Genomic DNA, 25,058 nt, shown 5'->3' with positions numbered 1-25,058 from the left:
CATCTGTAGGAGGATTACCGGCGTAGCAGGGAGGAGCTTGAATTCCTGATGGGGGGACGCCCCCTTCAAGGGCGGGTAGCGATGTCATTGTGGCAGCGCGTTATGATGGCCACTTCATCGTGGGTAGGAGCTGAGCATGGAAGGCTTGTTTGTTGTTGTAGCCCTGCTGGTGTTCGTGATTGTGACGATCGCCAAGGGCGTGCGCATCGTGCCGCAAGGCGATGAATGGATCGTCGAGCGCTTGGGCAAGTATCTGACCACCATCAAGCCTGGCCTTAGCATCCTGATTCCTTATCTGGATGCGGTGGCCTACAAGGTCACTACCAAGGACATCATTCTCGATGTGCAGGAGCAGGAGGTGATCACGCGTGACAATGCGGTGATCCTTACCAATGCGATTGCTTTCATCAAGGTCACCGATCCGGTGCGTGCTGTGTATGGAGTGTCGAACTTTTCGGAAGCGATCCGCAATCTGGTGATGACGACCCTGCGCTCTATCATCGGCGAGATGGAGCTGGATGAGGCGCTGTCCTCCCGCGACAAGATCAAGGCCCGTCTGCGCGAGAGCATCGCGGATGAGGCCCTTGACTGGGGGATCAGCATCAAGACGGTGGAGATTCAGGACATCAAACCCTCTGAGTCCATGCAGCGTGCGATGGAGTTGCAGGCTGCCGCCGAGCGTGAGCGCAAGGCGGTGGTGACGCGTGCCGAGGGGAGCAAGCAGGCCGCGATCCTGGAAGCTGAGGCGCGCCTCGAGTCGTCCAAGCGCGATGCCAATGCGCAGGTGGCGCTGGCGACCTCCTCGGCCGAGGCCATTCGCCGGGTGACCGAGGCTATTGGCACGCACAGCACACCGATGATGTTTATCCTCGGCGAGAAGTACATCAGCGCTATCGAAAAGCTGGCTGCGTCCGACAACGCCAAGATGGTCGTGTTGCCGGCCGATCTGCAGGAAGTTGTGAAGCGCTTCGTGTCGCCGCGCAGTTAGTGGTGTTTTGGACTGTGTGGTGGAGCAATGAAAACGCCCCGGATAGGGGCGTTTTCATGGGGAGCGCTGACTGCGGGTCATCAGGTGCGGAGTTTTCGCACGCGCTCTGAGGGTGTGATGATGTCGGTGAGACGAATGCCGAACTTGTCATTCACGACTACCACTTCGCCTTGGGCGATGAGGGTGCCATTGACCAGCACATCCATTGGCTCGCCGGCCAGCGCATCTAGCTCTACCACCGAGCCGTGGGCCAGTTGGAGGAGATTGCGGATCGAGATGCGGGTACGGCCGAGTTCGACGGTAAGCTGCACCGGAATGTCCAGGATCAGCTCGTAGTCGTTCATGCTGCCGGGCTTGGCGCCGCCATCGAAGTTCTGAAAGGCGACCGGCTGAGCCAGCGCTGCGGCCTCCTTGGAGGCGGCTACGGCGTCGACATCGGCCTGCTCCTGCATGGCCGCAGCCCAGTCGTCTTCACTGATCTGCTCTTCGGCGGTGTTGCTGTCTTCTTCAGCCATGGCTGTCTTCTCCTTGCACGCCCAGCTTTGTGGCGATCAGGTTGATTTCGGTGTCTTCCGGGCGGATGAATTTCTCCACCCGCAGGGCGTAGTGGCCACCCTGCACGCCGTATTTGCATTCGAGTACCTTGACGCCATCGACGTGGGCCTCGATGTTTTCCGGGATCTCCAGCGGAACGATATCGCCCACCTTGAAATTGACGAGATCGCGCAGGCTCACCTTGGTGGTGCCCAGATCGGCGACGAGCTTCACATCCACGCCATTGATCTGCTTGGACATGAGGCTGACCCAGCGCTTGTCCTGGGTGATGTGATCGGACTGCATCGAGCTGTAGAGGATGTCGCGGATCGGCTCGATCATTGAATACGGGAAGCAGATGTGCATGTCGGCTTGAGCACCGCCGAACTCCAGCGTGAACGTGGTGGCAACGACGATTTCGCTGGGCGTGGCGATGTTGGCGAACTGCGAATTCATTTCGCTGCGAATGTATTCGAACTGGATTTGGAATACCGGTGACCAAGCGCGTTCGTACTCGGCAAATACGACGCGCAGTAATCCCTGGATGATGCGCTGTTCTGTGGCGGTGAAATCACGCCCTTCGACCCGGGAGTGAAAGCGGCCGTCGCCGCCGAACATGTTGTCGACGACGAGGAACACCAGGTTCGGATCGAAAACCACCAGGCCGGTGCCGCGTAGCGGCTTGGCCATCACCAGGTTCAGATTGGTGGGGACGACAAGGTTGCGGACGAACTCGCTGTACTTCTGCACCCGGATCGGCCCTACCGAGACTTCCGCGTTGCGGTGCATGTAGTTGAATATGCCGATGCGCAGGTAGCGCGCGTAGCGTTCATGGATCAGCTCGAGCGTGGGCATGCGCCCGCGCACGATGCGCTCCTGGGTGGCGAGGTTGTACGAGCGTATGCCAGCGCCGTCTTCGCCGCCGTGCTCCGGCTCGTCGACTTCACCGGTGACGCCCTTGAGTAGCGCGTCTACCTCTTCCTGAGAGAGAAAGTCCTGGCCCATCTGGCGCCTCTATGCTTTCTGCGGGATCTTTACTGCACGATGAACTGGGTGAAGAACACGGATACGACCGGGCCGACCTCTTCCTCCTCGGCCCCCTTCTTCTTTTTGCCCTTCTTTTTCGGCGGCGGCTCCCAGCCGAGCACTTCGTTCATGATGTCCTTCATCTCCAGTGCCAGCTCTTCGCGTCCATCCGGAGTGGTAATTTCGGAGGCTTTCTTGCCCGAAAGCAGCGAGAGGATTTCGTGGCGGATCTGCGGCATGAAGGATTTGACCGTATCACCCACATGCGCATCGATGACTCGCACAGAGGCAACGACCTGCAGGAACTGCTCGCCGTTCTCGGGCTGCAGATTCACCGTAAAGGGCTCCAGCGGCATGAAGACCGGGGGCTTCTTGGGGTCGTAAGCGGGCCACTGGTGTTCGGCATGAGAGCTCTCTGCGGCGGCTTCTTCCTCGCCGTCAGCCGCCGCCTTTTTCTTGCCCAGCAACATGAATGCGCCACCACCAATCAACCCGAGTACCAGTACGGCCACCACGATCAGGATGAGCAGTTTCTTGCTCTTCTTGGGGGGCGCAGCCTCACCGTCTGTTGCATCGTCTTTCTTCGGGGCTTCCTTGCTGGTTGCCATGATTGCTTGTCCTCGTCCAGTTCTGAGATTGTGCTGCCTGGTGTCAGGCCCTCAAGCCTTGAATAACGGACGTTGGCGGCCCTTTATGAAGGGTATTGCCAGAAAACTCATGATTCCCTCAGGCGAAGGTGTCGATCATTCCGCTACCACTGCGGGCCCAGCTCGCGTGGCTGGCCGCCACCAGCGGCTCCAGACTGGTGGTATCGCGCTGGCCGTAGCTTCCGCCAGTGCTGCGCTGGCTGGGTGTGTCGCCCTGAGTCTGCTGGCCGCTGTTGCCGGCATTCACGTTGGCCTGGCCGAGCTGGATACCGGCATCGGCGAGCACTTCGCGCAGGCGGGGCAGGGCGTCCTGAAGGGCTTCGCGGGCGATCGGGCTAGCGGCCACGAAGCTGGCGCTGGCCTGATCGCCATTGAGATTGATCGAAACCTCGATACGCCCCATCTGCGGCGGGTTCAGCACGAGCTCAGCGCGGCCCTTGTCCTGGGTGGCGACCCAGCTGATCTTCTGGCCCACTTCATCAGCCCAGCCGCGCGTCGCGACCGGGGTGCTGACTTCGTGGCGCGGCACTACCTCGTTCGAGCGTGCTGGTTGCAGGCCCGGATGGGTCTGGCTTGACTGGCTGGCTTGAGTGGCCTGGTTCTGAGCCAGCGTCAGCTCGCTGGCGAAGCTGTTGCTACGGTCGCTGCCCTGGTCGGAAGCGCGGGCAGCTGTTGCCGCAGGATTGAACTCCACGTTATTTGCGGTGGCTCGTTCGCTGATGCCGGCGCCTGCGGGCAGGTCCTTACCTTCCGCACCCCGCCGCGTGTCGGTAACACCAGTAGTGTCTGCGAGCCCTTTTCTGCTCTCTTCTGAGCCGAGCGTCGAGCCATTCGGGCCGCTTTGGGCGGCGCCTTGGCCGGCAAGGTTTGCCGCTGCCGCAGCAAGGGCTGCCGCTGCGCTTGCCGGATCCTGCAGGGGGATGGCCGCAGCAGGCTGATCGCTGAGCAGGGCCAGGGACGGATCGGTGGCCAGGGTTTCGTCCTCCGTACCGATCTCGTCCGAGTCGGACTCGGCCTGCGTTGCATGAGCGTCTCCTAGCAGCAGCGCCAGCTTGGCTGCATCGCCGGGCAGGGGGCTGGTGCTGTCTTCGGCCGTCTCCTCCGGCTTGCCCGAAGCCTGGGTGGAAGCCTTGTCCGGCAAGCCTTCTGCTTTGCTGGAGGGTTTGCTTTCGGTGGGCTTTGAGGCCTTCTCGGCGGCCTGGGTGCGTGACTTGAGAACCTGGGAGAAGCTCGGCTGGTCCGGCTGCCCGGTTTGTGCCGAACTGCCCTGTGGGGCGCCATTGCGTGGGGCGACCGGGGCGATTGCGGCAAGTGCGGAAACGGTGTTGGCGGCCATGGCCTGTTACCTCGATGTGCGGTGCTGTGTGCTCATCTCTGCAAGGGCTGTGCCAAGTGTCGATTAAGGACCCCGGCGGCAGGCATGAGGTTCTTCAGCTACCGCCTTCATCCTGTTGGCGGCGGTAGTGCTTGATCGCATGCTCGTCGCTGAGGCGTTGTTCCTGCTTGTTCTGGCGCTGCATTTCCTGCAGGTGCTGGCGCTGGCTGAGGGTGTCGAAAGCTTTCGCGCGGGAGTGTTCGGAGGCCCACTTTTCCTGACCTTTAACGGTGGCATCGCGGGAGTTGTCGACCATCGCCTGCTGAGCGCGGATGGCGTCGTCGAGTTTTCCAAGGAAGGCGCTGAAATTGCGCAGGGCGGAGAGGTCCAGGCCGTTACGCGACATCTGGGCGAACTTTGCGTAGTACTCGCTGCGGTACTGCAGCAACATGCCCAGCTTGGATTCACAGGCCTGCTCGCTGGAAATCAGCTCGCCGAGCCGGCGGGTGGCTTCGTCAACCCGGGTGTGGGCCAGATCCTGCAAGGTCTTGAGCGGACTTTTGTGCGTCATGGGTACAGCCTTACATCGTCAAACCGAAGAGCCTGTGCAGTTGCTCAAGGCTCTGCTCGTAATCGGCACGTTCTTCAATGGCCTGCTGCAGAAAGCGCTCGAGTTCCGGATATATGCGTACGGCCTCGTCGAGCAGCGGGTCGCCGCCGGGCTGGTAGGCGCCCACCGCGATCAGGTCGCGCGAGCGCTGGTATCTTGAGAATAGCTGCTTGAAACGCCGCACGAGATCGAAGTGGCTGGGCCGGATCAGGCCGTGCATGGCGCGTGAGATGGATTGCTCGATATCTAGTGCCGGGTAGTGGCCCTGATCGGCGAGGTTGCGCGAGAGCACAAAGTGGCCGTCCAGAATCGCGCGTGCCGAGTCGGCGATCGGATCTTGCTGGTCGTCGCCTTCGGCCAACACGGTGTAGAAGGCAGTGATCGAGCCGCCGCCATCCGGCCCGTTGCCGGCACGCTCCACCAGTGCTGGCAGGCGTGCGAAGACCGAGGGTGGATAGCCACGCGTAACCGGCGGTTCGCCGATGGCCAGGGCAATTTCGCGCTGGGCCATGGCATACCGGGTGAGTGAATCCATGATCAGCAGCACTTGCTTACCCTGATCGCGGAAGTGCTCGGCAATGGTGGTGGCGTAGGCGGCGCCCTGCAGGCGCATCAGCGGGCTGGTGTCGGCGGGGGCCGCTACGACCACCGAACGCGCCAGGCCGTAGGCGCCGAGGTTCTGCTCGATGAACTCTTTTACCTCGCGGCCGCGCTCGCCGATCAGGCCGACCACGACTACGTCGGCCGAGGTGTAGCGCGCCATCATCCCGATCAGCACCGACTTGCCTACGCCCGAGCCGGCGAAGAGCCCCACGCGCTGGCCGCGGCCGACGGTCATGAGTGCATTGATGGCGCGAATGCCGACATCCAGGCTGTTGGTGATGGAGGCTCGCGCCAGCGGGTTGATCGGGCGGCTTTGCAGCGAGCGGGTCTGGGTGGTCAGCAAGGGGCCCAATGAATCGAGTGGCCGGCCGGCGCCATCCACCACCCGGCCGAGCATCTCGTCTCCCACCGGCAGGTGTTTGGCGCGGTCTGAGGCACGGCGGCGCGGCTCTACCCGCTCGCTGGCCGTCGGCGTGGGCTGCACGGGCTCGTTGGGCATGACTGGTGCGCCAGGCGCGAGGCCGATCACGTCGTCGGTGGGCATCATGTAGAGCTTGTCACCGTTGAAGCCGACGACCTCGGCCTCTACCGTGCCACCACCCGGAACCATCACGCGGCAGCCCGAACCCAGGGGCAGTTTGAGGCCAGCGGCTTCCATCACCATGCCGTTGATGCGGGTGAGCCGCCCGAGGACCTGGAAGGGCGGGGTGGCGCGGGTGAGCTTGCGGCAATCGCCGAGAAAGCCTTTCCAGACCGGAGCGAAATGCTCGCGCGAGCTCATGCGGCCTTACTCCTCGTCCAAGGCTGCGGCATTGCGGCTGAAGTTCTCGACGATGCGGCGCCAGCGGGTCTGCAACTGGGCATCGATCTGGCCACCGGAGGATTCGATGATGCAGCCGCCGCGTGCGACCGAATCGTCCTCGGCGACGCGGTGGGCCAAGTCTTCGTAATGCTCGCCGACGTAGCGGCGCATCAGTTGCACGTCTTCCGGATTGACGCGGATCGTGGCGCTTTGCTGGGGCAGGTTCTGCATTGCTTCGCGTACCACTTCGAGCACGCTCTCGGGCTTGGCGGCAATGCTGTCACGCACCACCTGGCGGGCGATCTCGATGGCCAGCGCCTGGAGCTCTTCGGCGACCTCCTGGTCCACCTGGCCCAGTGCTTCGTCGAAAGACTGCACCAGTTGATGCAGTTCGGCCGCCTCCATGCGCCCGCGTGCACTGCCTTCTTCATAACCGGCGGCGTAGCCCTCGCGCTGGGCTTCCTGCACGATGCGTTCGATGTCTTCCAGCGTGGGCAGCTGCACTCCCGGAGCAATTTCCAAGGGGCCGCCGGGCGCGGCTGCTTCCACGACGGGGGGCTGCTCTGGTGCGGGCGGCGGAGCGTCGAACTGATCGAAGGCCAGGCGCTGATAGGCGCTGGAAGCCTGGCTGCGTGGGATGACTTCGGCCATCTATCGCGCCCCCTGTGGGAGCCATTTGCTTGAGGGCTCAGACGAAGGCATCGTCGCCTCCCTTGCCGCCGAGCATGATCTGGCCTTCTTCGGACAGGCGTCTGGCGGTCTTGAGGATTTCCTTCTGCGCCGTTTCCACTTCCGACAGGCGCACCGGCCCGCGCGATTCCAGATCTTCGCGAAGCATTTCGGCCGCGCGGCTGGACATGTTCTTGAAAATCTTCTCGCGCATTTCGGGGTTGGCGCCCTTGAGCGCGATGACCAGTTGGTCGCCCTGCACTTCGCGCAGGATGGTCTGGATGCCGCGGTCGTCGCAATCCATCAGGTTTTCGAATACGAACATCTCGTCGAGGATGCGCTGGGCGAGATCCGGGTCGTATTCGCGCACGTTGTCGAGAATCGCGGTTTCAGCCGCTGCACCCACGAAGTTGAGAATATCTGCCGCATGGCGGGTGCCGCCCATAGAGGCTTTCTTGAGGCTGGTGCCAGAGCCTGAGAGCACGCGGGTGAGCGCTTCGTTGAGTTCCTTGAGCGCAGCCGGCTGCACGCCATCCAAAGTGGCGATACGCAACAGCACATCGTTGCGCAGGCGTTCGGTGAAGTGGCGCAGGATTTCACCGGCGTGGTCGTACTCCAGGTGCACCAGGATGGTGGCAATGATCTGCGAGTGCTCGTTCTTGATCAGATCGGCGGCGGTGGCGGCATCCATCCACTTGAGGGATTCGATGCCCGCAGTGTCCGAACCTTGCAGCACGCGCGAGATCAAATTGGCGGCGCGTTCGTCACCAAGCGCCTTGGTCAGCATGACGCGGATCACTTCCTCGTCCGGCTCGATGTGCGAGCCGCGTGCTGCATGCAGTTGCAATTCCTCGATCAGCTTCTCAACGCGTTCGCGCGGCTGCGGCGTCATCTTGGCCATGCCGGCGCCGAGCTTCTGCACCTCGCGCGGCGACAGATGCTTGAGAATTTCCGCGGCCTCATCGCCCCCCAGGGTGAGCAGCAGCAGGGCGCTCTTTTCCAGCCCGTCGTTAGCGTCCTTCGCCACTTGCGCCTCCTCCCATCCATTCCTTGATCAACTGGGCGACCATCTTCGGATCCTTGGCCGCCACTTCGCGCGCACGCGCCAGCTTCTTCTCGAAACTCATCTTGGCGAGTTCCAGTTCCAGCACTTCCGGCGGGATGTCATCGTCCGTGCCTAGGGCGCCTTCTTCGCCACCCTCCGCCTGGGCGTTGTAGGCTGCAATCGCGCCTTCCGCCTCGGCGCCAATCGCAGGCTCCGGTTCGGGCGGCGCAAAGGTGCGCATCAGCGGCTGGATGACCTTTTTATAGACCAGCAGGATCACCAGCAGCAGTACCAGCCAGCGCGCCAGTTCCTTGGCAAGGTTGATGGCCTGCGGATCCTGGTAGATCGGCAGTGCGGCGACCTCTTCCCGTGCCGGATCAGTGAACGCGGTGTTGGTGACATTGATCGTGTCACCCCGTTTTTCGACGTAGCCAACGGCTTCGCGCACCAGATCATTGATCTTGCGGACTTCTGCCTCGCTGAGCGGGGCTGTCTTTACATTGCCCTTGGCGTCCTTCTCGGCCTTGTTGTTGACCACCAGTGCCACCGACAGGCGACGAACCTGGCCGACCGCACGTCGCACGTGGGCGACGGTCTTGTCCACTTCGTAATTGATGGTGGCGGTCTTGTTGGTGTTCAGCGGCACCGCCTGCGGGCCGGACTGTGCGGCTTGGCCGGGCACGGCCGGCGTGGTGATCGGTGCGGTGGCGGGCACGGGTGGCTGGTTAGAGAGCGCGCCCGGCACGCCGATTGGCCCCGGCTGATTGGAGATATTTTCGGCCGTCTGCTGGCTGCGTACCGCCGTATCGGGGCTGGGATTGGGCTTGTAGGTTTCAGAGGTCTGCTCGGCGGCGTCGAAATCCACATCGGCCATCACCTGAGCGCGGAAGTTGCCCGCCCCCAGTACCGGATCGAGGATTTTCTGGATGCGCGTGATGTAGCTCTCTTCAACGTTGCGCACGTATTCGAGCTGGGTGTCGTCGAGCGCTACGCCATCCTGTTTGCGTTGGCGGGCCAGCAGGTTGCCGTTCTGGTCGATCACGCTGACCTGATTGGCGGCCAGCTCCGGCACGCTGGAGGACACCAGGTGCACGATCCCGGCCACCTGCGCCGCATCCAGGCGGCGACCGGGGCGCAAATTCACCACGATCGAGGCCGTGGGCTTCTGTTCGTTGCGCAGAAAGGCTGTTTGCTTGGGGATTGCCAGATGCACGCGTGCCCCGGCCACTGCGCCGATTGACTGGATGGTGCGGGCGAGCTCACCTTCTAGAGCGCGCTGATAGTTAACCTGTTCGTGAAATTGGGAGAGTCCCAGCTTCTGGGTTTCCAGTAATTCGAAACCGACCGAGCCACCGCGTGGCAAACCCTGGGCGGCGAGCGCGAGGCGCAGCTCGTTGGCGCGGGCCCCCGGCACCATGATCGTGGCACCGCCGTTTTCGACGCGATAGGGCACGTTCTGCTGCTGCAGCGCGGTGATGATGGCGCCGCCATCCTTCTCTTCCACGCCCGAGAACAGCACCGAGTAGGGCGGCTCCTGGCTCCACAGCCAGACCCCCACCAGCAGTGCCACCGCGAACGCAAGTGCCGCCGCACCGGCCATTTTCTGGCGCGGCGTGAGGCGGGCAAAATTGTCCATGATCGCCTGCAGCGGCGTAGTCGGCGGGTTTGGCAATGCTTCTTCGGCCATGTATCGCGCTCCGTTACGGCTACTTTGCAGCAGCCTTATTGACCACTTGTCAGTGGCCTTTTTCACGAGCGCATTCTGCGCCGGGGTCGGCAAGCGGCAGCGGGTAATAAACGGCAGTTTTTGCCGGTTAATCCGGGGCTCTGCGGGGCTGTGCAAGGCCTACAGTGGCGAGCATCCCGCCAAGTGCGTCACCGCTCATGAATCCGACTACGCCACCGATGGACGCTGCCAGTCTTGCCGAAGCCTTTCAGGCCTTCGCACGTGCTTCTGGCGAGCTGACCCAGGCTTACAACGGTCTGCAGGGGCAAGTGAGTGCGCTGACTGAGCGCCTCACCCAGCTGATGGCTGCCCTGCCGGCCGGCGTAGTGCTGCTTGATGCCAAGGCGGAAGTGGAGCAGGTCAACCGTGCGGCTCTGAACATGCTTGGCCAGGTGTTCGCCGGCACCCACTGGAGCATGCTGGCCGCCCGTTTCGAGCCCACCGATACGCCCGGCGAATACTTTCTCAATCATGGCAGCGAAGTCCGGCGCATTGCACTCTCGGAAAGCCCGCTGGACATGCATGGCGGGCGTATCGTGCTGCTACACGATGTGACCGAAGCCTGGCAGATGCGCATGCACAGCGCGCGCAGCGAACGCCTCGCGGCAATGGGCGAGATGGTGGCGAGTTTGGCCCATCAGCTGCGCACGCCGCTGGCCGCTGCTTTGCTCTACACCGGTCATATGGCTAGCACCGAGCTCGATTCTGCTGCGCGGGCCAAGGTGGCTGATCGTGCGCTGGAACGCCTGCGCCATCTCGAAAAACTGATTCACGACATGCTGATCTTCGCGCGTGGCGAAGCGCTTGGCCGCGAATCCTTCACCATCTGCGAGCTGGTGGGCGAACTTGCCGCCACCATCGAACCGGTTGCCGCACGCCGCGGTATAGCCTTCGAGGCCGATTGCCGGGCCGGACGGCAACAGCTCTTTGGCAACCGCAAGGAAATTTCCGGCGCGCTCATCAATCTGCTCGAAAACGCCCTGCAAGCCGTGACGGCAGACGGCAGGGTGAGCTTTACGGCACAAGTCGAAGAGAGCGGAGCGGTGTTCCGCGTGGAAGACAATGGCCGCGGCATCCCGCCGGATCTGCAGGAGCGCCTCTTCGAGCCTTTCTACACCACCCGTGCCGATGGCACCGGCCTCGGGCTGGCCATCGCGCGGGGTGTGGCCCGAGCCCATGGCGGTGAAATCGCTTTGCGCTCAACTTTGGGCGCGGGCAGTGAATTCACCCTGCGCCTGCCGCTGGCCCAGCCTGCCAATCCCTCCAATCCCCCCGAATCCAGCGAATCCGCCCTCACGGGAGCCCAGCCATCATGATTGAAACCCTCTCCATCCTCGTTGTGGATGATGATCCCAGTCTGCGCGATGCGATCAGCCTGATTCTGGAGTCTGCTGGCCACCGCGTGGTGCTGGCAGCCAGCGGACCGGAAGCCCTGGGCGCACTGGAGCGCGAGCGCTTCAATCTGGTTATCTCGGACTTGCGCATGGATCCGATGGATGGCCTTGAGTTGCTGGCCCGCATCCGCGCCGTGAATCCGCAACTGCCGGTGCTGCTGATGACGGCTTTTGGCGATGTGGACAAGGCCGTTTCGGCCATGCGCGGTGGGGCTTGCGAATTCCTAATGAAGCCGTTCGAATCCAGCGTGCTGCTGGAGAACGTGCGCCGCTACGCTACCGTCACGCCGAGCCAGGACGATATGGTGGCTGAAGATCCGCGGACCCGGATGGTGCTGGCCATGGCAGCCCGCGTGGCAGAAACCGACGCCTCGGTACTACTCACTGGCGAGTCCGGTACCGGCAAGGAAGTCTTTGCGCGTTACCTGCACCAGCATTCGCGGCGCAAGAACGGCCCTTTCGTGGCGATCAACTGCGCAGCGATTCCCGAAAATCTGCTTGAAGCCACTCTCTTTGGCTACGAGAAGGGCAGTTTCACAGGCGCCCAGAGTTCGCAGGCCGGCAAGTTCGAGCAGGCCCAGGCTGGCACCATCCTGCTTGATGAAATTTCCGAAATGCCTATGGGTCTGCAGGCCAAGATGCTGCGTGTGCTGCAGGAGCGAGAAGTAGAGCGTGTGGGCGGCAAGAAACCGGTGGCGCTGGATATCAGGGTGTTGTCCACGAGCAACCGTGACATGCTGCGCGAGGTACAGGCCGGGCGCTTCCGCGAGGATCTCTACTACCGCCTGAATGTTTTCCCGTTGGAGATCCCCAGTCTGCGCGATCGCCCGGCCGACATCCTGCCGCTGGCCCGCCATTTCATCACCCGTCATGGCGAACGGATCGGCAAAACGGCAAGAATTGCCGGCAGTGCGGCGGAAATTCTTGCCGCCTGGCGCTGGCCCGGTAACGTGCGCGAGCTCGAAAACACCGTTCAAAGAGCCCTGATTCTTGCCTCCGGTGACACCATCGTGGCTGACGACGTGAAACTGTGTCTGCCGGACTGGGGTAAGGCTTCACCACTGGATGCTCCGCAAGGCTTCAGTGGTTTGCCGTCGTCGCCGGCAGCAGCGCTGGCACCGTACTTTCAGACCCCGGCAATGCCGCAGGCAGGCGCTTCCGAGGCGACCCCGACCAATATGAAAGACCTTGAAAAACAACATATTCTCGATGTGCTGCGGGCGGTGGGCGGCTCACGCAAGAAAGCGGTCGAGAAGCTGGGGATTTCGGAACGGACCTTGCGTTACAAGCTTCAGCAATACCGGGATGAAGGCTGGGTAGAGCAATGAGGCTGGCTGGTTTGACCCAGCGAAACATTTGGGCACAAAAACTGCTTAAACAGCTCAACTGAACGGAGCTTCACATGGACACTCGTGCAATCGAACAGATGATCGGCCAGATGCAGGCTGCCAGCGAAGTTGCTGGCGGCAAGGCATCCGCCAGCACGGCTGCCGGTGGTGCGGACTTCAGCGTTGCCCTGCAGAACGCGATGGCCGAAGTCAGTCAGGCCCAGCAATCGGCCCAGCAGATGGCGCAGGATTTTTCGGCCGGCAACAGTGAAGTAAATCTGCAGGATGTGATGGTGAATCTGCAGAAAGCCAACCTTTCCTTCCAGCAAATGGTGCAGGTACGGAACAAACTCGTTTCCGCCTATCAGGACATCATGAACATGCAGGTTTAAGGACGTCCTATGGAGTTCTTTTTGTATGTGTAAGTTGTTGAAAATATAGGAAATGAAGTTTTTTGGCGTCTAGCGACGTTTAAGGGCGTCCAAGGTTGTTGAGGGTATACTTGAGGGTGTACTTTGGCGGTGTCCCACACCAGTCATTCCTATGGACAACACGCTTTCCATCCTTTTGTCCCTAGCATCGGCGCAGTCTCTGTCAGCCGATGCGACTGCGCGTCAGCTCAACGCAGCGAAGGTTCGCAACGCAAAGGCCTCCGCAAAGCCAATCAAGTTGGTTGACGGAGGAGGGATGTATCTGTTCATCAGCCCCTCAGGTTCCAAGACATGGCGCTATCGCTATCGACTTGGAGAGAAAGAGCAGACGCTGACTATCGGTGGATATCCTGAAGTCAGTCTTGAGAGCGCTCGACAGGCGCATAGAGCTGCGCGTTGGCTGGTAGAGCGCTCTACTCCGCCGCTTCAGTATGTGGAAAACGAGATACAACGGATCTGTGCAGAAGATGAGGCTAAATCGCGGAACACCTTTAAGGCTATCTGCGATGAGTGGCAGTCTGCGACTGAGAAAACTATCTCGCCTCGTACGTACAAGCATCGGGCGCAGATGCTTGCGACACATGTTCTCCCCAAAATAGGCTGCCGGCCGATAGTAGAGATAACTCGTAAGGAGTTGAGGGAACCCGCCTTTGCCTGTGACGATGTAGGTTTCAAATGAGTAGGGAAGCCCCGCGAACCTGTCCGGGGACCACCTCCTGTGAGAAGAAGGTTGCTCTTCGTTTCCCCGGCGAAGCGTCGCCGCTTCGTGCGCCCGAATCCCTGAATAAAAACTGAGTGCTGCGGTGATCGCGTCCCTGTGCTTGAGTTCTTCAAGGATCCTCAGATACGTTCTCCGAAAAGACCTGCTCAAGGTGGATCAGCGCGCACTGGCGCGAGCAATAGCGCCAGTGTTGCAGGGCGGAAAGGACTATGGGGTCGGGTAGTTCTGGCATGAGTGTGCCTGCTATGATTCGAGGTAAAGCGCAGCAGCCAAGGAGTTTTCCATGACCCCCTCCAGTCTTGAAACCATCGAAGCCACCCTCATGCAATTACCGCAAGCGGATCGGGTGCATCTTGCCGAACGGCTGCTTGCTAGCCTTGATGAAGAAGATGAAATCCTCACCGAGTGGATCGCGGAAGCCGAACGCCGACTCGACGCCATGGAGCGCGGCGAGGTACAGGGCATCCCCATCGAAGATGCACTCGTTCAACTCCGCGCCGGTTTGAACGCATGAAAATCATCATTGAACCGGCCGCTCTGGCCGAGCTCAAGGATTCGCAGGATTACTACCGCACGCATGCTTCTCCCAGAATTGCGGCCGCATTCATGTCCGAGATTGAGTCAGGCATCGAACGCTTGCGCAGCTATCCCGAAGTGGGCACCCCAATCTCCAAGCGCTTGCGCACACTGCCGCTGCAGAAATTCCCGTACTCCCTGATCTACCACTTCAACACGGAAACTCTCACCATCCTGGCCGTTGCCCCGCAACGCCGCCGCCCAGGGTATTGGGCGAAGCGGCGCTGAGGGGGATCAGAAGCCTTCGATGACTTCCGGGGTCAGACCCGGCAGGTTTTCCAGCGCAATCGTGCCATCCGCATTCACCGTCAGTGACCGGTGCACCTTGGCTGACGAGTGGGCGCACCCGCCGCCCACCGCGTGACCGTTTCAACGCGCTGCTGTCTTTCGTCTACGCCATGTGGATGAACGATTGCCGCTCGGCCATCGAAGCCGCCGGGCTAGATCCGCAGATAGGCTTCCTCCATGCTGTACGCCTCGGCCGTGCCGCCCTAGCGCTAGATCTGCAGGAGGAATTTCGCGCCATCGCAGATCGCTTGGTGCTCACTCTCATCAATCGCGGCCAGATCAATCCGGATGATTTCGACTTGCGCGAGGGCGGCGCGGTCTCCTTGCAAGGCGACGCACGTAAAGCTGTTGTAGTGGCTTAACCCTGAGTGCCCAGCTCTTAACAAGAGACGCTGGGGAGCCCCATGCTCGCAGAAATGTGTGGTGAGGCTTGGAGGACGCAGATGCTTACGTACCGCTTTGACCGCCCTTGGCCAGGGGAAATTGGCCAGCCCTGGATGGAGGGGTGAAAAAGTACTTGTGTAGGGATGTAAAAGGCGTGGCTTTTTTCGCGCTGCTGTTTCGATGTTGAGAGGGAGGGGGATTGCCAGAGAGCGTGGGCTTGGAAAGATTGGTTTGTACAATCCAATTCTGCGGTGACTGAGGCGTAGTTGCAGACTGTGGGCAACAAGAACAGCAAGTAAGGCATCCATCCTAACCAAACGCCCGTCAGTTCGATGCTGCTCTATCCGCAAGAACGTTTCATGTGATGCGCAGCGCATCTACGAACGTCGGCTTTATATGCCGTTTGTCGGTTTGTTCGGTGTGTTGTCCTGCTACTACGATGTGCGTAAGGGATAACCCAGGTTCGCGTTTGGCAGGCTGACTTCCTTGACGTGCCTAGTTTGCACGCAAAGCCCCACTACACAAGGGGCCGACATCCCATTGGGTGCTGCACAAAAAACACCCCATTGTTGGCTTCGTTTCGTATGGAAGCTTGTAAAAAATACCTTTAGCATCATAAGTTGTTAAAAAAAACCAAAAGAAGTCTCTTGTGATGCGTGCTGGGTTATGGAAGTGGGGTTTGGGGGGATGTGCTGTCCTGATGTCGGTTGCAAGCTTCGCGCAGATTCCGGTCGATGTTGATCGGAATGCACGAGAGCAGTTGCTGCGACAAGAGCGCGAGCGTGCGCTTCGGGAGGAGCAGGAACAACGGCCGGATGTTCGTCTGAATCCGCCCAAGCTTGATGCAGGCGGGGTAATACCAGATGAAGTGCCGTGTTTCCCGATCGACCGAATCCGCTTGTCAGGTGAGGGAGCCGAGGGATTCGGCTGGGCGTTGAGCAGTGCCTCGGAGCCTGGAGACCTAGCAACAGGCCGTTGTCTTGGAGCGCAGGGCATCAATGTCGTGATGTCCCGGATCCAGAATGCGATCGTCAAACGCGGATTCGTCACGACGCGTGTTCTGGCTGGCGATCAGGATCTCAAGCGTCGCGAACTTGTGTTGACGATTGTGCCGGGCCGACTGAGTCAGATCCGTTTTGATGGCACTGAGCTTCCTGTTTCTGCCGAGAATGCAATTCCGCTTGCATCGGGAGATCTGCTGCAACTGCGCGCGATCGAGCAGGGGCTTGAAAACTTCAAGCGCGTGCCCACCGTGGATGCGGATATCCAGATAGTCCCAGCCACGGGCAGCCAGGCGCTTGCAGGAGAGAGCGACCTGCTGGTCAGCTGGAAGCAGGCGCGCAAGTTCAGACTCAGCCTCACTGCAGACGATGCAGGTAGCCGTGCAACAGGCAAGAACCAGGGCGCGGCCACGCTTTCACTGGACAATCCGCTCACCCTTAGCGATCTCTTCTACGTTTCCTATAACCACGCATTGGCGCCGTTGAATTCGGACGGACGCAGCACGGATGGTTACAGCGTTCACTACTCGCTGCCGATTGGTTTCTGGACTCTGAGCAGCAACTTCAGCGACAGCAACTATTCGCAGACGGTCGCGGGGGCAAGCCAAGCGTATGTCTACAGCGGCAAGAGCCAGAACGCAGAAATCAAGCTCGGGCGGATCCTGCTTCGGAATGCCACCAGTAAAACCTCTGCTGCAATGCGCGGCTGGAGCAGGGCGGCATCAAGCTTTGTTGATGACACGGAAATCCTGGTCCAAAAACGACGTACTGCGGGCTGGGGGGCGGAGCTCAATCACCGAGCCTTTCTCGGTAAAAGCACGCTCGACATGACTTTTGACTATCGTCGAGGGACAGGGGCCATGGCCTCCCTTGAAGCGCCAGAAGAGTCATTGGGACAGGGCACCAGTCGCATGGAGCTGATGGGCTTCAACGCACAGCTGGACATTCCTTTTTCTGTGGCTGAGCAGAAGCTTCGCTACATGGGCTCGTGGCGTCAGCAGTGGAACCGCACCCCCTTGACCTCGCAGGACCGCCTTTCGATCGGCAATCGCTACACCGTTCGTGGGTTTGACGGAGAGCTGACCCTGATGGGCGAGCGCGGTTTCGTTTCCCGCAACGAGTTCGCGCTGAGCCTGGGAGCGCTGGCGAGCGAGAGCTACTGGGCGCTCGACTATGGGCGTGTGATGGGCTTTCCTACTGCAGATCAGCTCGGACGCTCTTTGTTGGGCACGGCGATCGGTTTGCGAGGCGCTTTGAAAGGCGTGTCGTATGACGTTTTTGTGGGTGCGCCAGTCGATAAGCCCAGCCATTTCAAGACGGCAGGTGTGACGGCTGGTTTCAATCTCGCCTGGTCTTACTGAACCCGCTGCATTTTTTTGGCCGCCCGATTTTTTGTGGCGGCGTTTTCGTTTTGAGTCGAGTGGCAAATGAACAAGAACATCCATCGCATCATTTTCAACACCGTCCGGGAACAGTGGATGGTTGTTCCAGAAAACGCCACGGCACAAGGCCGATCCAGCTCTGCTTCGGGCGAGCGCCAACATGAAGTGAAAGGCCGTACTTTCTTCGGCAGCCTGTCGATCCTGAAGCTCTCCCTGCTGCTGAGTTTCGGAATGGCCAGTCTGGTCGCCAGTGCTCAGATCACCCCCGATGCGGCCGCACCGGCGCAGCAGCAACCGGGCGTGGCGAACGCCGCCAATGGCGTACCGGTCGTCAATATCCAGACACCCAGTGCAGCCGGCGTTTCACGCAACACCTACCAGCAGTTCGATGTCAAAGCCAACGGCGTTGTGCTGAACAACTCGGCCGGCAATGTGCAGAGCCAGCTTGGCGGCTGGATTCAGGGGAACCCCCTGCTGGCCGGCGGTAATGCCCGGGTCATCCTCAACGAGGTCAACAGCAGCAATCCCAGTTTGCTGCATGGGTTCATCGAGGTCGCCGGCTCGCGAGCCCAGGTCATCGTTGCCAATCCGGCCGGGATCAGCTGTGACGGCTGCGGGTTCATCAATGCGGAGCGGGCAACCCTGACAACCGGCACGCCGGTTTTCAGTAACGGCAATCTCGAGAGCTTCCGGGTTGAGCGTGGCACGGTGAGCTTCACGGGGGCCGGCATGGATGCCTCCCAAACCGATTACACCCGTGTTCTGGCGCGTGCTGTTCAAGTTAATGCCGGCATCTGGGCCAAGCAGCTTGAAGTCGTCACGGGCGCCAACGAGGTGCGTGCCGAGCCGGCAGGCGAGGGCGCCCAGAGCTTGGAGGTGACGCCGCTTGCCGCCAGCGCCGATCAGCCGCCTGCGTTCTCGATCGACGTTTCCCAGCTGGGCGGGATGTATGCGGGAAAGATCCGGCTGGTCGGAACAGAGGCCGGTCTGGGGGTTCGTAACGCTGGCAAAATCGGCGCAACGGCTGGCAATGTATTTGTCGATAGCCAGGGGCGTCTGACCAATTCCGGGTCAATTCAGGCGAGCGAGGGCATGGAACTCGTCGCTGCAGGAGGGCTGAGCAATAGCGGCACCCTCTACGCCGGCCACAGCGCGGATCTGCAATTGGCCGGCAGCAACGACAACGCTGGCCTGATAGGCGCGGCCAACAATGTTTCGATCACGGCGCGTAGTGACGTGGCCGGGCATGCGGGCAGCTTCACTCAGAGCAGCACCGCAACGTTGGCAGCAGGCCTTGCTGCAGAGATGAGTCTGGGCTCGAACGGCGAGCTAGTGGTCAGCGCGGACACCGTTCAGATGGCCGGGCAAATTGCTGCCGGGGCTTCACAGTCCTGGCAGGGGCGGGTGCTGTCCTTGCAGGGCAGCTCGATCCTGACAAAGGATTTTTCGCTCACGGCAGACGCAGCCAATCTTGACTCGGCTGTGCTCAGCAGCCAAGGCAGCGTTCGTATCACGGCTCGCGACAGCCTGACGACGCGTGCTGCGAATCTCCAGGCTCAGCGCCTCGCGCTGGCGGCAGTAAGCCTCGACAACACTGGCGGCCAACTCATCCAGAACGGAAATGATGCCTTCTCGTTGAACCTCGCCGGGGCGCTCAATAACATCCGAGGGGTCATCGCCACGGCCGGTGCGTTTGATCTGCGTACGGGCGCGCTGAGCAATACCTCCGGCACCTTGTATGCGGGAGCTTCTCTGACGGTGACGAGTGCCGGGGTGCTCAATAATGACCGGGGCAGCATTCTCTCGGCAGGGAGTGCTCCACTCACCCTCCACACTCCAGGCGATTTCTCGAACGTTGGCGGGCAAGTCTCGGCGAATGGCGAGCTGGTAATCCAGGCACTGAAACTGACCAATACCGAATCTGGCGAGCTGAGTGCAGGTGGTGCATCAGCAATCACCGTGCACACGCTGGATAACTCAGGCGGACGCATCCAGTCTGATCAATCCCTGCGTGTGGAGACGCAAGCGACGCTGCTGAACAACAGCGGGAAGTTGCTGGCGGGCACCTCGCTTACCCTGGAAAGCGCTTCGATCCAGAATCAGCGAGGCAGCATCCTCAACGCGGGCTCCGGCGGCCTGAGTACGCATGTCTCGGGCGCACTGGATAACACCGAGGGTGAAATCGCGGGCAATGGCGATGCCGATATCGAAGTCGCCGGGCTCGATAACCGTCGTGGCAGGATCAACGCCCAGGGCGCGCTGGCATTGAACAGCAGCGGGGGGCTCAACAATACGGATGGACATATCACCCAGACGGGCCTTGGCCTCATGGTGGTTTCTGCTTCGCAGGGTTTCATCAATACCCGCGGCACGCTCGCAAGCAATGCAGCGCAGAGCAGCCTCTCCGGCAGTACGCTGAACAATGCTGGCGGCTCCATCAGGCTGGGAGGCGATCTGTCGCTTCAGTTCAGCTCGGTGGTGAATGACAGCGGCCTGCTCAGCGCAAGTGGCAAGCTTCAGCTGGTTCAGGCGGATCTTCTGCAGAACCGTTCGGGAAAGATCCTCGCAAGCTCCGATCTCGCACTCGAAGCGACGCAGCTCGACAACCAGTCTGGTGAGATCAGCAGTGCCACGGGCGCGCTGAGCGCCCGTTCCTCAGCGCTTTCCAATGCCTCCGGAACCCTCTCAGCCAGCGGCCGCTTGCAACTCCTGGGCGGCGGCGTGAATAACAACGCCGGGGTGATCAGCGCGCACGAGGTGGCACTCGATACCCAAGGCGCCTCGTTCGATAACGTCGACGGCCGTCTTGTCTCAGGCTCGTCGCTCAGTCTTGTATCTGCCAGGCTTGATAACACGCGCGGCACGCTCCAGGCGGCGGGCAACACTGATATTGATACCCGGGGCGCCGAGCTGATCAACCGCGATTCGGGCTCCCAAAACGGCATCCTCTCTGGCGGAGCTTTGAGCTTGAAAGTGGGGGCGCTGGATAATCGCTCCGGCTTCATCGGCGGCAATCTCGATGCGAGCCTGACACTGACAGGGCTGGACAACACCCGCGGCACGATCAATGCCCAGCGCAACATTGACCTTTCAACGGGCGTACTGACCAACACCACGGGTGGGCAGGTGAATGCGCTGGGCAACATCAGCGTCCGGGCCAGCAGCCTGAACAACGATGACGGGCTATTGCGCTCGAACAACACCCTGGACATCACCACCACAGTCCTGACTAACCGTAATACTCAATCCCAGGAGCGGGGGCTTGCCGGATCAACGCTCATCCTGAACACCGGCTCGCTCGATAACAGCGCTGGCGCGATCCGGGCCGCGCAGCAACTGAGCTTCACCAGCAGCGGCACGCTACAGAATGCGGGCGGAGTGATCCAGTCCTCCGGGCAAGCCACTCTCACGGATGCGCAAGCGGGCAGAACGCTCGCCATCAGCAACACTGGCGGCAACATTCTCGCCAGTCAGCGCCTGACGCTGGAGAGTGGCAGTTACAGTGGCGGCGGCACGCTCGCCAGCTATGGCGACCTGAGCTTCTCGGTGCAGGGCGATTACACCCATACCGGCATCATCCAGGGCATGGGGAACGTCACGATCTCGGTGCAGAACCTGCTCAGCAATCAATCCTTGCTGGAAGCCGGGCAGACTCTGAGCGTTCGCGCCGGCGCAATCGACAACACCCAGAGCGGGGAATTCAACGGCGCAACCACACACCTTTACAGCGCGGGCACGCTCAACAATCGGGGCTTGATTGATGGTGGTCTGACCTGGCTTGAGCAGGTGCAACTGAACAATCTGGGCAGCGGCCGGATCTATGGCGATCAGGTGTCCATCAGAACCGGAGGCCTGAGCAATGACGCCGAAACCGGTGGTGACGGACAGACCCGTGCCGCAGTGATTGCTGCGCGTTCGTCCCTGCAGATCGGCGCCGGGAGCCTGGACAACGGAAATCATGCCCTGCTGTTCAGCGCGGGCAATCTTGCCATCGGCGGCGATCTGAATGCCAGCCAGCAAGCGGTAGGGCAGGCCGGCAACCTCAACAACCACAGCGCCACGATCGAAGCGCTGGGCGACATGTCGCTCTCCGTGCAGCAGATCACCAACAGGAACGACCACTTCGCCACCGAGCAGGTCCAGGTCAGCAGCGATTATTTTGATCTCTTTCTCTTGGGTGGTGCCACCTACACCGCGAAGGATAACGGTGCCTATGTCGGGAGCGTCAATGGCCGCGACAACCTGTATGCCAATGGCCAGCGTCTGAGCACCGAATTCGATCGGCGCATGTATACCGAAACGGTGACCGAAACCCGCGTCACCTCGACCGATCCTGCCGTGATTCGTGCCGGAGGCTCGATTGCCCTGGCGTCCGGCAGCATCACCAATGCCCAGAGCAAGCTGCTGGCTGGAGGCGCGCTCACCGGCAGCGTCGATGTGATCACGAACGACGGTGGCGTCGGGCAGCGCACCACCCTCCGCTCCGGCACATTTGTTCAGTACCGCAATGGTGGCGCCTCACAGTACGCCTACAACGAAAACCTCAGCGCAGACATGGATCTCGGCGCGGTGATCGTTGAGGTAGGCAGCAGCCAGGGCGGCAGCGGCACCAGCCTTGCCGCGCGGGAAGTGATTTCCCTCACCGGTAGCATTGCCGCACCGGGCGATCTTGCCCTTGGGCGTGATGGCTCTGGCTCGGCCCAGGGGGCCGACGCTTCCACCGTAGAGGGGGCGGGTGTTGTGGGCGGAGCCACCCAGGCGCCGGGGCGCGGCACCGTGCCGCATCAGATCTATGAAGTCAGCACGGGAGGTAACGGAGCGGTCATTCGCACCACCGCTCCCAATATCCGTTTGCCGGACAACAGCCTCTTCAGGCTCATCCCTGCAGCGCAGGCCAATTACCTGATCGAAACAGATCCGCGCTTTGCCAGCTACAAAACCTGGCTCAGCTCCGACGCCATGATCAGTGCCCTGGGCCTGGATCCGGCACTCACCCAGAAACGCCTGGGCGATGGCTTCTACGAGCAGAAACTGGTCCGCGAACAGATCTCCGAGCTTACGGGGCAGCGCTTTCTCGAGGGCTACGCCAGTGACGAAGCCCAGTACCAGGCGCTGATGGACAAAGGCGTCTCCTTTGCGAAGCAATACCAGCTGATTCCCGGTGTTGCACTCAGCGCCGAGCAGATGGCGCTCCTGACCAGTGACATCGTCTGGCTGGTCGAGCAAAGTGTCACGCTGCCGGATGGTTCGACCACCCGGGTGCTGGTGCCGCAGGTCTATGCCCGTGCGCAGAGTGGCGATATCGACGGCAGCGGAGCGCTGATTGCGGCGCGGGATGTGCAGATCAAGCTGAGTGGCGCGCTGGCAAACAACGGCACCCTGGCCGCCAGCAAATCCCTCGCGATCACCGCAGACAGCATCAGCCAGACAGGCGGCCGCATGAGCGCCAACACGCTTGAGCTGCACGCCGCCAATGACATCCAGCAGACCGGTGGCTTGATCTCGGGCACCCAGTCGGTTGTGCTCGATGCCGGCCGCAATGTGGTGATAGCTTCCACCTCGCGCAGCAGCGCCTCGGGTGAAGTCAGCAACACCTACATCAATCGTCTCTCGGGCATCCAGGTCGGCGTGGCAGGGCAGGAGGGCGGCCAGCTGATCATTTCCGGGCGCCAGGATGTGGCGCTTACCGCCGCCACTCTCAGCAATCTGGGCACTGGCGGCAGCACCCTGATCGCGGCCGGCCGCAACCTCACCCTCGATACGCTCACCACCAGCCGGGATGAGCGCCTGGGCAGTGGCGGCAATCATCACTACGAATCCAGCCGCACCGAGCAAGGCACGGTGATCCAGAGTGCGGGCAGTGTGCAGTTGCAGGCCGGCAATGATCTCGCCGCACGTGCTGCAACGGTCAGCGCAGGCGAGGCGCTGACTGTGGTTGCCGGTAACGACATTCGCATCCAGGCCGGCGAAGCCACGCGCGCAGTGGATGACGCCACCGTGCGCACTTCAAAAGGCCTCATTAGTTCCAGCACGCTCGCGCGCCAGAGTCAGACGCTGGAGAGCACCGCCCTGGGGAGCGATTTCCAGGCCGGCGGTGCACTGGCGCTTAGCGCTGGGCGTGACCTCAACATCACCGCCAGCAACCTCGCCGCCCAGGGCGATGCAACGCTGTACGCCGGCCGCGATCTCAGCCTCGGTGCCCAGGCCTACAACCAGAGCAGCGCGCAAACGAGCCATTCCAGCAAGCGGGGTGTCGACTACGACGTCGCCACCGGCGCCAACTACAACACCCGCAAACTCTCCGAAAATTTCAGTAACCTCACCACACGTCAGACCGGCAGCTCGGTCAGTGGTGACAATGTCAGCCTGAGTGCCGGGCGGGATGCCACCATCACCGCCAGCAACGTGCTGGCCGACCGTGATCTGGCCGTCGAGGCCGGGCGCAATGTCGACATCCTCGCCGCCGTTGAAACCTCCCGCACCCAGACGGCCACCCAAAGCTCCGGTTTCGGGCTCAACGTCTATGCCGGCATGGCACCTCGCCAGACCTTCATCGGCACCAACCGCGCGGCGGACAACGGCACCCAGTACGACACCAATGGTGTCACCAGCATCCTCTCGGCCAATGCCGGCAACCTGAGCATTCGCGCAGGGCTCGACAAGAACGCGACCGATGGCCAGTCCGCGGCCGAGGCCGGCCGAGTGCTCACCCAGGGCGCCAACATCCAGGCGCAAGGCAATGTCGATATCTCCGGCCGCAGCGTCAGCCTGGAAGAGGTCAACACCACCAGCCAGAGCAGCTATCACACCCAGAGCAGCAGCATGACGCTCGGCGCACAACTGGCCGGCTCCGTTGGCAGCATCATCACCGCCGCCTACGATAATGCCCAGGCCGCCCGCAAGACCGATAACGATCGCCTCAAGGGCGCGCTGGTGCTCAAGTCCGTCTATGACATCGCCAAGCTCGGCCAATCCGCAGCGGATGGCAAGCTAGGTTCGGCTGCCGTGGTGAACAGTGACCAGGTCGATGGCGCTGGAGGGAAGTACTCAGAGGCCGACGTCAATAATGGCAAGGCCGATTCCAGCAGCGGCTCTGCTTTCGGGGTGAGCGTGAACCTCACCTCGGGCAGCAGCAAGAGCGACAGCATCAACAACAGCAGCACCGCCCGGGGCACCAACATCCAGGGCGACAAGATCAGCATCACCGCCAGTGATGGCGATCTGCACGCCAAGGGCGTGAAGATCCAGGGCACGGACGTGAGCCTGGAGGCGAGCCGCAACATCCTGCTCGAAGCGGCCAGCAACACCTCTACGCTGGACAACACCAACAGCGGTGCCAACTACGGCCTGGGCGTCACCGTGGGGCTCGGCTCTCAAAACGGCATCAGCTTCCAGATCTCTGCCAGCCAGAGCCGCGGCATGGCGAGCGGCAGCGAAACGACCTATGACAACAGCCTGATCGAAGCGAGCAACCGCCTCACCCTCAAGAGCGGGGGAGATACCACGCTCTCCGGCGCCCAGCTCAAGGCCAAGGAAGTGAGCGGCAACATCGGTGGCGACCTCAAGGTCGTCACCCTGCAAGACAGCT

General features: G+C 61.4%; 19 protein-coding genes. 10 read left to right on the top strand and 9 right to left on the bottom strand.

The features are described from left to right. Positions 1–136: 136 nt before the first annotated feature. On the top strand, positions 137–988 hold the full coding sequence (locus Q3Y64_RS16875) for an SPFH domain-containing protein (RefSeq protein WP_101942876.1): 852 nt from the start codon (positions 137–139) through the stop codon (positions 986–988). 80 nt (positions 989–1,068) lie between these two features. Here the strand turns inward: Q3Y64_RS16875 and fliN are convergent, their stop codons facing one another. From fliN to fliF, 9 genes are all read right to left on the bottom strand, one after another. After that, positions 1,069–1,503 (bottom strand): flagellar motor switch protein FliN, encoded by a 435-nt coding sequence (gene fliN / locus Q3Y64_RS16870; protein ID WP_101942875.1) that lies wholly within the window; start codon positions 1,501–1,503, stop codon positions 1,069–1,071. Beyond that, on the bottom strand, positions 1,496–2,527 hold the full coding sequence (gene fliM / locus Q3Y64_RS16865) for a flagellar motor switch protein FliM (protein WP_101942874.1): 1,032 nt from the start codon (positions 2,525–2,527) through the stop codon (positions 1,496–1,498). The genes fliN and fliM overlap by 8 nt, the downstream gene beginning before the upstream one ends. 29 nt (positions 2,528–2,556) lie before the next feature. Further along, entirely contained in the window at positions 2,557–3,156 is a 600-nt protein-coding gene (gene fliL, locus Q3Y64_RS16860) for a flagellar basal body-associated protein FliL (RefSeq protein WP_101942872.1), read from the bottom strand. 118 nt (positions 3,157–3,274) lie between these two features. Continuing rightward, the gene (locus tag Q3Y64_RS16855; RefSeq protein WP_303563608.1) at positions 3,275–4,531 is read right to left on the bottom strand and encodes a flagellar hook-length control protein FliK; all 1,257 of its coding nucleotides are present in this window, start codon (positions 4,529–4,531) and stop codon (positions 3,275–3,277) included. A 94-nt stretch (positions 4,532–4,625) separates the two neighbouring features. Then, entirely contained in the window at positions 4,626–5,081 is a 456-nt protein-coding gene (fliJ, locus tag Q3Y64_RS16850; RefSeq protein WP_101942869.1) for a flagellar export protein FliJ, read from the bottom strand. A gap of 10 nt (positions 5,082–5,091) precedes the next feature. Continuing rightward, positions 5,092–6,504 (bottom strand): flagellar protein export ATPase FliI, encoded by a 1,413-nt coding sequence (fliI, locus tag Q3Y64_RS16845; RefSeq protein WP_101942867.1) that lies wholly within the window; start codon positions 6,502–6,504, stop codon positions 5,092–5,094. A gap of 6 nt (positions 6,505–6,510) precedes the next feature. Further along, positions 6,511–7,176: a FliH/SctL family protein gene (locus Q3Y64_RS16840; RefSeq protein ID WP_303563605.1), complete on the bottom strand. Its 666-nt coding sequence runs from the start codon at positions 7,174–7,176 to the stop codon at positions 6,511–6,513. Positions 7,177–7,213: 37 nt separating this feature from the next. Beyond that, the gene (gene fliG / locus Q3Y64_RS16835) at positions 7,214–8,221 is read right to left on the bottom strand and encodes a flagellar motor switch protein FliG (RefSeq protein ID WP_101942864.1); all 1,008 of its coding nucleotides are present in this window, start codon (positions 8,219–8,221) and stop codon (positions 7,214–7,216) included. After that, the gene (gene fliF, locus Q3Y64_RS16830; RefSeq protein ID WP_303563603.1) at positions 8,205–9,926 is read right to left on the bottom strand and encodes a flagellar basal-body MS-ring/collar protein FliF; all 1,722 of its coding nucleotides are present in this window, start codon (positions 9,924–9,926) and stop codon (positions 8,205–8,207) included. The genes fliG and fliF overlap by 17 nt, the downstream gene beginning before the upstream one ends. A gap of 197 nt (positions 9,927–10,123) precedes the next feature. Between fliF and Q3Y64_RS16825 the strand changes: the two genes are divergently transcribed. The 9 genes from Q3Y64_RS16825 to Q3Y64_RS16785 form a co-directional block, all read left to right on the top strand. After that, the gene (locus Q3Y64_RS16825) at positions 10,124–11,281 is read left to right on the top strand and encodes a PAS domain-containing sensor histidine kinase (protein WP_101942862.1); all 1,158 of its coding nucleotides are present in this window, start codon (positions 10,124–10,126) and stop codon (positions 11,279–11,281) included. Beyond that, entirely contained in the window at positions 11,278–12,687 is a 1,410-nt protein-coding gene (locus tag Q3Y64_RS16820) for a sigma-54 dependent transcriptional regulator (RefSeq protein WP_303563600.1), read from the top strand. The genes Q3Y64_RS16825 and Q3Y64_RS16820 overlap by 4 nt, the downstream gene beginning before the upstream one ends. A 74-nt stretch (positions 12,688–12,761) precedes the next feature. Next, complete coding sequence (gene fliE / locus Q3Y64_RS16815) at positions 12,762–13,079, top strand: flagellar hook-basal body complex protein FliE (protein WP_101942860.1); 318 nt, start codon at positions 12,762–12,764, stop codon at positions 13,077–13,079. Between the two features lie 151 nt (positions 13,080–13,230). Then, complete coding sequence (locus tag Q3Y64_RS16810; RefSeq protein ID WP_303563599.1) at positions 13,231–13,797, top strand: DUF4102 domain-containing protein; 567 nt, start codon at positions 13,231–13,233, stop codon at positions 13,795–13,797. A gap of 325 nt (positions 13,798–14,122) precedes the next feature. Continuing rightward, complete coding sequence (locus tag Q3Y64_RS16805) at positions 14,123–14,353, top strand: addiction module protein (RefSeq protein WP_303563597.1); 231 nt, start codon at positions 14,123–14,125, stop codon at positions 14,351–14,353. Further along, complete coding sequence (locus Q3Y64_RS16800; RefSeq protein ID WP_303563594.1) at positions 14,350–14,643, top strand: type II toxin-antitoxin system RelE/ParE family toxin; 294 nt, start codon at positions 14,350–14,352, stop codon at positions 14,641–14,643. Before Q3Y64_RS16805 ends, Q3Y64_RS16800 begins: the two co-directional genes overlap by 4 nt. A gap of 83 nt (positions 14,644–14,726) precedes the next feature. Further along, positions 14,727–15,065, top strand: a complete 339-nt coding sequence (cas1, locus tag Q3Y64_RS16795) for a CRISPR-associated endonuclease Cas1 (RefSeq protein ID WP_303563592.1) — start codon at positions 14,727–14,729, stop codon at positions 15,063–15,065. Between the two features lie 722 nt (positions 15,066–15,787). Continuing rightward, on the top strand, positions 15,788–17,449 hold the full coding sequence (locus tag Q3Y64_RS16790) for a ShlB/FhaC/HecB family hemolysin secretion/activation protein (protein ID WP_303563590.1): 1,662 nt from the start codon (positions 15,788–15,790) through the stop codon (positions 17,447–17,449). Positions 17,450–17,515: 66 nt separating this feature from the next. After that, positions 17,516–25,058: hemagglutinin repeat-containing protein (locus tag Q3Y64_RS16785; protein WP_303563588.1), on the top strand; the 7,543-nt coding region annotated here is incomplete at its 3' end.

Source organism: Uliginosibacterium sp. 31-12, from assembly GCF_030548425.1.
Taxonomy (GTDB): Bacteria; Pseudomonadota; Gammaproteobacteria; order Burkholderiales; family Rhodocyclaceae; genus Uliginosibacterium; species Uliginosibacterium aquaticum.
This window is presented reverse-complemented; position numbering and strand designations above follow the sequence as displayed.